Origin of the sequence: [Phormidium] sp. LEGE 05292, from assembly GCF_015207735.1 — a bacterium.
Lineage (GTDB): Bacteria > Cyanobacteriota > Cyanobacteriia > Cyanobacteriales > Aerosakkonemataceae > Floridanema.
In genome coordinates, this window is the sequence record NZ_JADEWG010000233.1 from 1 (window position 1) to 7159 (window position 7159).

A 7159-nucleotide genomic window follows, 5' to 3' on the forward strand; every position below is an offset into this window, starting at 1 on the left:
TCTTGCTCACCAACGAGTTTATTTTAGGGCAAAAAACCCTGAAATGATTACCAGCTAATCATTTCAGGGTTTACGTTCTTCAATTTAGAAAATGATCAATTTTCCTTTAATATCTGCGGAATGTGGGTCTTAGTGCTATCGCTTGCTTCTTCTTCTGAATTACACTGAAGCATTTGTACTAAATACTCAATGCCAAACTTGTTTATAAGCTTGTCCATTAATTCAACTTTATCGATAGTTTGGGTGAGAACTTCTGCTTTCAATTGCTCTATTAAATTAGCTGTGATGCGCTCGTAATTTACCGCTAACCCCCAAATTTTTGTCTGCTCGAATGGGTCAAGAGATGTGAGCGGACGGATAACAGATTCGTTAGGGATTTCACCTCTAACCAGTCCAGCGTTTATTAGGTTATCCACAACTACCGACGCAGCAATTAGACGATCGCAATGCCTCTTTGACCAACCGTACTTGTCCTTACAGTATGACGGAAAATCACCACCGGATAATTCAGTCTTAATCAACCGTAAGACTTGAGCAGTTCCGTACCAGTCCCCGACGCAATGATGTAATGCTTCCTCTAATCCCTCCAGTGTGCTAGATAGTTGATCGATGTTGGTCGCATCTGGTATAACATCGGGTTCTAGTTTGCTGGAATGTTGGTCAGCGACCAAATCAGGTAATGTTTCCTCTTTCGTGGAATGTTGGTCTTTTTGGTCTGCGACCAAATCATCAGAGGTTGTCTCACTAGCGTAAGGTTCCTCACCTGCAAACTTGTAAAGCTGGCGATAATCCGAAGGCAACCAGCTAGGCCACTCCGGTTTACCTTGCTTCAGTTGCAGGACTAAGTAAAGTATCCCATTATCTGTGTTATCACACAGGGGACGGGTTAGCGAAACGTAAAGCAAGTTTCTCTCCTGTTGTGCTTCTTGAGCTGATTGCTTTCGGTGGGACATGGGCATAAGATGAGGGTGAATGATAAAGGTAGTCCGTCCCTCTCCACCTTTACCAGAGTGAACAGTAAACAGTCCGACTGATTGGTTGTCGTTTTCGTCAAAGATGCGCTCGATAATTTGCTTCCAAGCATCAATTGATGTTGGTTTATAAGCATCAAACAGAGCAACAATTGAATTGATTAAATCGCTTAATACCTCTATCCGTTCCTCACCATCTGGGTATTTATTCAAGCGTGATATTTCTAATTGTTCATAGTTACCAATAACATGAGCGAACGTTTGGGCATTGTAATCAGTACCAGTTGTTTTGCAGATATCTTGGACGTAACCAACAATTTTTGCCCCCAAGTTTTTATCCTTGACCTTAGCTGGAATGCCATTGGTTAGCAGATTAATTGCGTAAGAAACTAATGGAGCATTCTTTCTACAAATACCAAAGTAATCATCATAAGTTTTTGAGTCAAATATGCTGAAGAAGTCTTTCTCTGTAATACACCTGATTTGACCTTCATAAGCATTTTGATGTGGTTCTATTTTAATGTGAGGAAAGATTTCTCTAACCAATCTAAGGTGACTTCTGCCACATCTGTAATTAACTGGTAGAGGCAACTTTTCGCAATCAAATCTCGATTGCATTTTCTCTAGTCCATCACTCAGGCAACCTCTGAAAGCGTATACAGCTTGCCACTTATCGCCCACGCAGGTAACAAATGAGTGATTGCTATCTCGCAACAAATCTAATATTTCAATCTGTAGCTGGTCAGTGTCTTGGCATTCATCCACAGCAATAAATTTAAGTTGTCTTCTCCAAGATGTAATTGCACTCTGAGCACTTGGTAAATTTCGTCTGTGCCACAACACCCAACTCTGATCTGTGAAGTCCAACCAGAGATTATTTATCGCAAATTGTAGCCCTTTAGTTAAAACTTTTTCGGCTGCAATTGCTACTGCTCCACAATCAAAAATCTCTAACTTGTGACGCTCTTTAATATAAACGACATTTTCAACTGTGGAATCTAAACAATAAAGACGCAGTTTTTCAACTACTTCTAAAAAGTCACTCGCTGACTTACATTTCTTTTCCCTAATTAGTTCGCCTTCTTCTCGTTGGCTACCGTTCCAATAACTGATTAATTGAAAGTCCTGGGCTATTTTTCTATACTTAAAGTTTTCTACCTTAAATCGATGTGCTGGTTGACCTAACACATCGCGTAGGATTGCAAACGATAGAGAATGCAGAGTGCTAACACTTTTACCCCATTTTTTACCAACTTTACTTGACATCTTGGCAGATAAATCTAATTGATTTTTCTTGCCAAAAACTACAAAACGACACTCAGAAGGAGTATAGCCATATTCGCTTAATACCTGAGCAATTAACCACAATTGGGTACTTTTACCACTTCCAGCTAACGCTTCAATTAGTAAGCCTTTAATTGGTCGGTCATTGGTGTTAATTCGCTGTTTAATCGCATCTAAAACTGCTTGTTGATATGTGGATAACTGCATGGTTTTAGCTTGCTGTTGTTGTGGAAATTCTTCTGCATCAATCCAATATTGGTCGCCTTCAGCCTGTGACCAATATTTTCTGTCTGTGCGGTTGATTAACATCTAATATTCTCCTTAATTAAAAATAGCTGGTTTGTGTAGATAAACCAGCTACCCAAATTTGATTAACTAGCTGCTTTCTGCTGATTTTGTTTTTCTAGTTCTTGCAACATCCCAGCAATAAATTTATTTAATTCGTTAATCGACATTTCCGATCTAACTTTCTTGCCAGTAACTTTCTCTGCAAAAGCGGAAGCTACAATTTTATTCCAGCCAAGTTGCTGCATAATTCCAGTGGACTGATCTATTAATTCTTGCTTGCCTAGCTCTCCAGAAGTTTCAGTTTTTGGCTGTGTTTTTGGTGCGGGTTCCTGTTCGATTTTGTCTCTAAAATCTTCCAAATCTTGAGTAAAAAATTCGCTGGCACTAACCCCAATTAAAACGGCTGCAATTAGGGCTCTTTTCTGTGAAATTTTACAGATTGTGTTTTGGCTGTTCCAAATTCCCTGGACTCCCTGCTTTTTATATTTCCATTCAGCACTAGAACAGGTTGCCTCTCCTTCTGCGATTATGTCCCCACCTTTATTAAAAAGCTGGCATTTATAGTGATAAACAAACAAAGGAAAATCTAACCCATGACAGCTACCTGTGTAATCTTCCACCTTAGAAACCAACTCTAAACGGTGGTGTAGTCCAAACAATTTAACTAACTTTTCAGCGCCACTTTTATATAAAGTCGGTTTTTTCGTTCCGGGAATCACCCCAAAATCAACGTCCTGTTGAAATATTTGTTGGACAAAATTAATTATTGTTCCGTAGTGCTGCAATGCTTGGTTGATACCACTCTCGGAGGGTGGGACTGGTGCGATTGCTGTTTCTTTCGGGGTAATTTCTGCTAATTCTGAGGTTGTGGGTATTGGTTCAGCATCAACAGTAATAATGCTGTTAGCATTAGTTTGAAGATCTACTTGATTTGTGTCGGTTTTCATTGTTGTTAATCTCGGTAAAAATGTGCGTGGTTAAGGGGGAATTAATCCCCCCTATTTTGTTTGTTAACCAACTAGTCTTGACTCTTTCACAATTTCTACTTGGTCATTAGTCAGCCATCTATTACCGATTTCCTCAAACTTTGCGATACAACCTGCCTGACTCGCTACCGTGACAACTCCAGTTAACCCAATCACTGATTTGTGATGACAATTTGATTTAACTCGGATTAAGTCACCTGCGAAAACTTTCTGTTGATTTTGTTGGGAGTAATTAGGGAGAATATCAGCTTTAGCTTGTTCACCTTTGTAAATTACCTCTGCATCTTCAGCCGCTTTTGCTTCTGTAGAAATCTCGCTTTTCTCTGGCTGTAAGTTTGATTGAGGTACTGGCGTTTTTGATTCTTCTAAATTCTCTTTGGTTCCTGCGTTCCCAGTCGTTGACTTTTTTGTGTATTCTGCATTTCCTTGGGGAACTCCACTGTATAAACCGGGATGATTATTAGCGGCGGTGATTAACTGCTCCATTGAAATTTTTGTGATTTTTACTTCCCACCGAATACCTCTACCAATTCTTTCAGCCTTTCTCGCGCTAGCATTACAGCCCCATAAAACTAATAAGTCTGCCCATTCCTGTGCTAATTTCTTGGTGGCGGTGCCGATGTATGCTGCTAAAACTTCACCATCATATTTTTTGATGTAGCAGAGAGTATCGTTTAGATATTCAGTTTGCGCGTAGTTGTTGTCAGTAGTTTTGGGTGCAGGTTCAACTTCAGGCCATTGATCATCATCGTGAGCTTCTTCTTCTACTGGTGCGGGTTGGCGGACTGGTTTTAACGCTGCCTTTAGCTGTTCCCAGTTTTCACCAGAGAGATCGATCAGATTTTTGGCAAAATCTTTAGCACAAACATGGGCTAATTCTTCTTCTGCCTCGCCTTCCTGCTGCATCTTCCACTCAGTCCAAGCAGCCTCAAAGGATGCCAAATTTGGATAATCATCTGGCTCTGGTGGTTCTGTTGTTGTTGGTTGCAGTAGGTTTAATTGCCCGTTGTCCTCTGCGTTGAAATGTAAATCTCCAAAGTGTGCAGGATTCCAACGGTCGTTTACTTCTTCATTTTTGGCGATTTTTGGGGTAGTAACTTCAGTTTCGGGGACTTCAGTTACAAAGTTGGTGAATACTTCGGCGGGTTCCGGGTCGATGGGGAACAGGGAGAGGATTTCTTTTTTAAGTTCTGCGATCGCCAATTCAGGCAGTTCGGAAACTAAATTTTTGAGGTGGTCTACTACTTTAAAAGCCTTATTCTGTGCGGCTTTTAGGCTTTTCATTTGAGAACGCAGCGCTTCTACTTTAGCAAGTAAGGTATCGAGTTCAGACTGGGTTGAGTTTAGTTCACTGGCAAATACTGATAGCATCGGAGTACCTCATATATATGTGTGGGTTAGTAGGGCGATGAACTTCTTGGCGGGAGACATCGCCCTATTTGTTTTGTGTGGGTATCAACCACATCTTTAGTATATCCCGGTTGATAGGGAATTATGATATAAATAAGTTATTATTTCCCTGTCAATCGGGATAAATAGATAGAATAAGCTTATGTATCCTTATCAACTGGGATAAAATGGGGTAGGCTGATAGTAAACATACTTTTATGGGAGATGCTATGGCTAACCTAAAACCCGTGATGACGGAAGAGTTTGAGAAACAAAAGTTTAAACCTTATGGCAGTGATGAAAAGTTAGCTAAAAAAGCAGCTTTCGTTAAACTGCCAGTTGATGTTATGGAAGAACTGAATAGCTGGCCTCAAGCAGAGAGAGTTGTATTCCTGCGATCGCTAATCACCAATGCTGTCAGAGAAAAGGTACGCCGAGCAGGTTAAAACAAAATTACCAACTGTAAACACAAAAATTTATGAGCGTTATCGATTTAAAAACTCTCTACGAAACTGATGATTTTGAGTGGTTAGAGTCAACCATTGAATTACTGAAAAATCGTCAGTTTAATGCTTTAGATTTAGAAAATTTAATTGAGGAGTTGCAAGACTTGGGCAGTGAGAAAAGAAACGCTGTAGTTAGCCTTTTGGTTCAGATTATCAAACATTTATTAAAGCTAGAGTATTACAAATCTGAAGAAAATTACAACCATTGGAAAGGTGAAATTTATGCCTTTCGCCGACAATTAAACCGAAAGCTTACTACTACTTTACGAAACCATTTAGCAAAGGAATTAAACTCGATTTATGAAGAAGCTTATGGGGAATTAAAATTAAAAACTGGAGGCACTGTTGAATTTCCCTCAGAATGTCCCTACACACTTGAGCAATTACTCGATCTGAATTGGTATCCCTTTCGACCCCCTCACACTGACTAACCTTCGAGGAAGTTTAAAGCCGTGCAGTCAGAGAACGAGTAGCCTTAAGCACTCAAGCCAGTATGCTCACAACAGAAGAGTTCGATGAGTGGTGTCATTCGGTGCAGCGACTGGTTAGGTTGCGGCTACACCCGTAAGTTTAAACAAAGCCTTTATCAACTAATTTTCCCTCCCTGCTGGTAATTTCATGACGCTGACCCGATCCACCAACAACACGACACCAGCTCTCAGAAATCAACTTTGCATTTTTCCCCTCACCATCAAGCCAATAACTAAATCCACCATACATCCCAGGAACAGGAAACCACATTCGAGGTTGCTCTATTTCTAGCAACGGTTCTAACTCTGGGAGCCTCAGCCTAAATTTTTTAACCAAATCACCTGCTCGACCAAGAATGATTTCGTGGAAATGAATTTGAATTTTGTGAAGTGTTGTGTGAGAAATATGTGTTTTGTAAACTGGCTCTAGCAACTGAACCAAACACTGATGTCCCTTTCTCTTGGCGATGTCCACTGCTCTTTCATCGTCAGTATTCCGTAACGTTCGCCATGCACCTATTTCTACCATCTGCTGTACTACTTCCATTGGTGCATTTCCATGTGCAGCTTGATGGAGAGGGGTGTATAACGATCGCCCATCAGGACGAGTCACATTGATCAAATCTGGACGCTCATCAAGAATGAATTGAGTTTTCTTCCAGTTATATTGCTTTGCGGCATCTGCAAGTGCATGGCGAATCACAACCTCATCGTCCCGAAGTACCTCTGAAGAGGTGATACCGTCCCATTTAGCAGTCATTGCTCTAAACCCTTAATCCTAAATCAACTATAAAACTTTTTTTTTCACCCTTACTGTGTATATTTTTTCATTACTACGCAAGCGGCTTATATCAGCGCCAGCTAGTTTTGAGCCTTGTTGGGGGTTTGGGGGATACCCCCAACAAGCGGTGGCGGCGACTAATTATTCTACGAAAGTAGAGATGTACATTCCGCCACTGCTTGCTCCGTGTGGGAGAGGGAATTTTGGGTAATCTGGTGAAGGGAAATGGTAGGGAAAACCGAGGATAAAAAGATAGCTCTAAACAGCATAAACCCTACTACATCCCTACTATTTTCCTCCAATTACATTTACGTCAAAAGCGATAGAAGAAAAAATCACTTTTGGCATATCAATTAATATTGAATAGCTTGATAAGTTGAAATCAATTCTTAAAAATCAACTAATCGAGAACAGATGCAATGGGCAGATTAACAAAGCTAGCCTATCCCGAAATAACGCTAACTCTGGATTTTGGTGGCAGTGG

Annotated in this window: 6 protein-coding genes; 2 read left to right on the forward strand and 4 right to left on the reverse strand. The window is 40.5% G+C overall.

Annotated features, from left to right (window positions below; all coding sequences use genetic code 11):
• Positions 1-95: 95 nt before the first annotated feature.
• The 3 genes from IQ264_RS30645 to IQ264_RS30655 form a co-directional block, all read right to left on the reverse strand.
• Positions 96-2564, reverse strand: coding sequence for a UvrD-helicase domain-containing protein (locus IQ264_RS30645; protein WP_193986186.1), 2469 nt, complete (start codon positions 2562-2564; stop codon positions 96-98).
• A 62-nt stretch (positions 2565-2626) separates the two neighbouring features.
• Entirely contained in the window at positions 2627-3490 is an 864-nt protein-coding gene (locus IQ264_RS30650) for a hypothetical protein (protein ID WP_193986188.1), read from the reverse strand.
• Positions 3491-3553: 63 nt separating this feature from the next.
• A complete protein-coding gene (locus tag IQ264_RS30655; RefSeq protein WP_193986190.1) occupies positions 3554-4900 on the reverse strand; it encodes a hypothetical protein in 1347 nt (448 codons plus the stop codon).
• A 248-nt stretch (positions 4901-5148) separates the two neighbouring features.
• On the opposite strand from IQ264_RS30655, the gene IQ264_RS30660 reads away from it, so the two are divergent.
• Positions 5149-5364, forward strand: coding sequence for a hypothetical protein (locus tag IQ264_RS30660; RefSeq protein WP_193986193.1), 216 nt, complete (start codon positions 5149-5151; stop codon positions 5362-5364).
• Between the two features lie 32 nt (positions 5365-5396).
• Positions 5397-5855, forward strand: coding sequence for a DUF29 domain-containing protein (locus IQ264_RS30665; protein ID WP_193986195.1), 459 nt, complete (start codon positions 5397-5399; stop codon positions 5853-5855).
• A gap of 139 nt (positions 5856-5994) precedes the next feature.
• Here the strand turns inward: IQ264_RS30665 and IQ264_RS30670 are convergent, their stop codons facing one another.
• Positions 5995-6654, reverse strand: coding sequence for an ankyrin repeat domain-containing protein (locus tag IQ264_RS30670; RefSeq protein WP_193986197.1), 660 nt, complete (start codon positions 6652-6654; stop codon positions 5995-5997).
• Between the last annotated feature and the right edge of the window lie 505 nt (positions 6655-7159).

Bases quoted from the DNA above. Each gene is read 5' to 3' on its own strand.
- IQ264_RS30670 (WP_193986197.1), bottom strand. From the start codon at position 6,654: ATGACTGCTAAATGGGACGGTATCACCTCTTCAGAGGTACTTCGGGAC.
- IQ264_RS30665 (WP_193986195.1), top strand. From the start codon at position 5,397: ATGAGCGTTATCGATTTAAAAACTCTCTACGAAACTGATGATTTTGAG.
- IQ264_RS30655 (WP_193986190.1), bottom strand. From the start codon at position 4,900: ATGCTATCAGTATTTGCCAGTGAACTAAACTCAACCCAGTCTGAACTC.
- IQ264_RS30660 (WP_193986193.1), top strand. From the start codon at position 5,149: ATGGCTAACCTAAAACCCGTGATGACGGAAGAGTTTGAGAAACAAAAG.
- IQ264_RS30650 (WP_193986188.1), bottom strand. From the start codon at position 3,490: ATGAAAACCGACACAAATCAAGTAGATCTTCAAACTAATGCTAACAGC.
- IQ264_RS30645 (WP_193986186.1), bottom strand. From the start codon at position 2,564: ATGTTAATCAACCGCACAGACAGAAAATATTGGTCACAGGCTGAAGGC.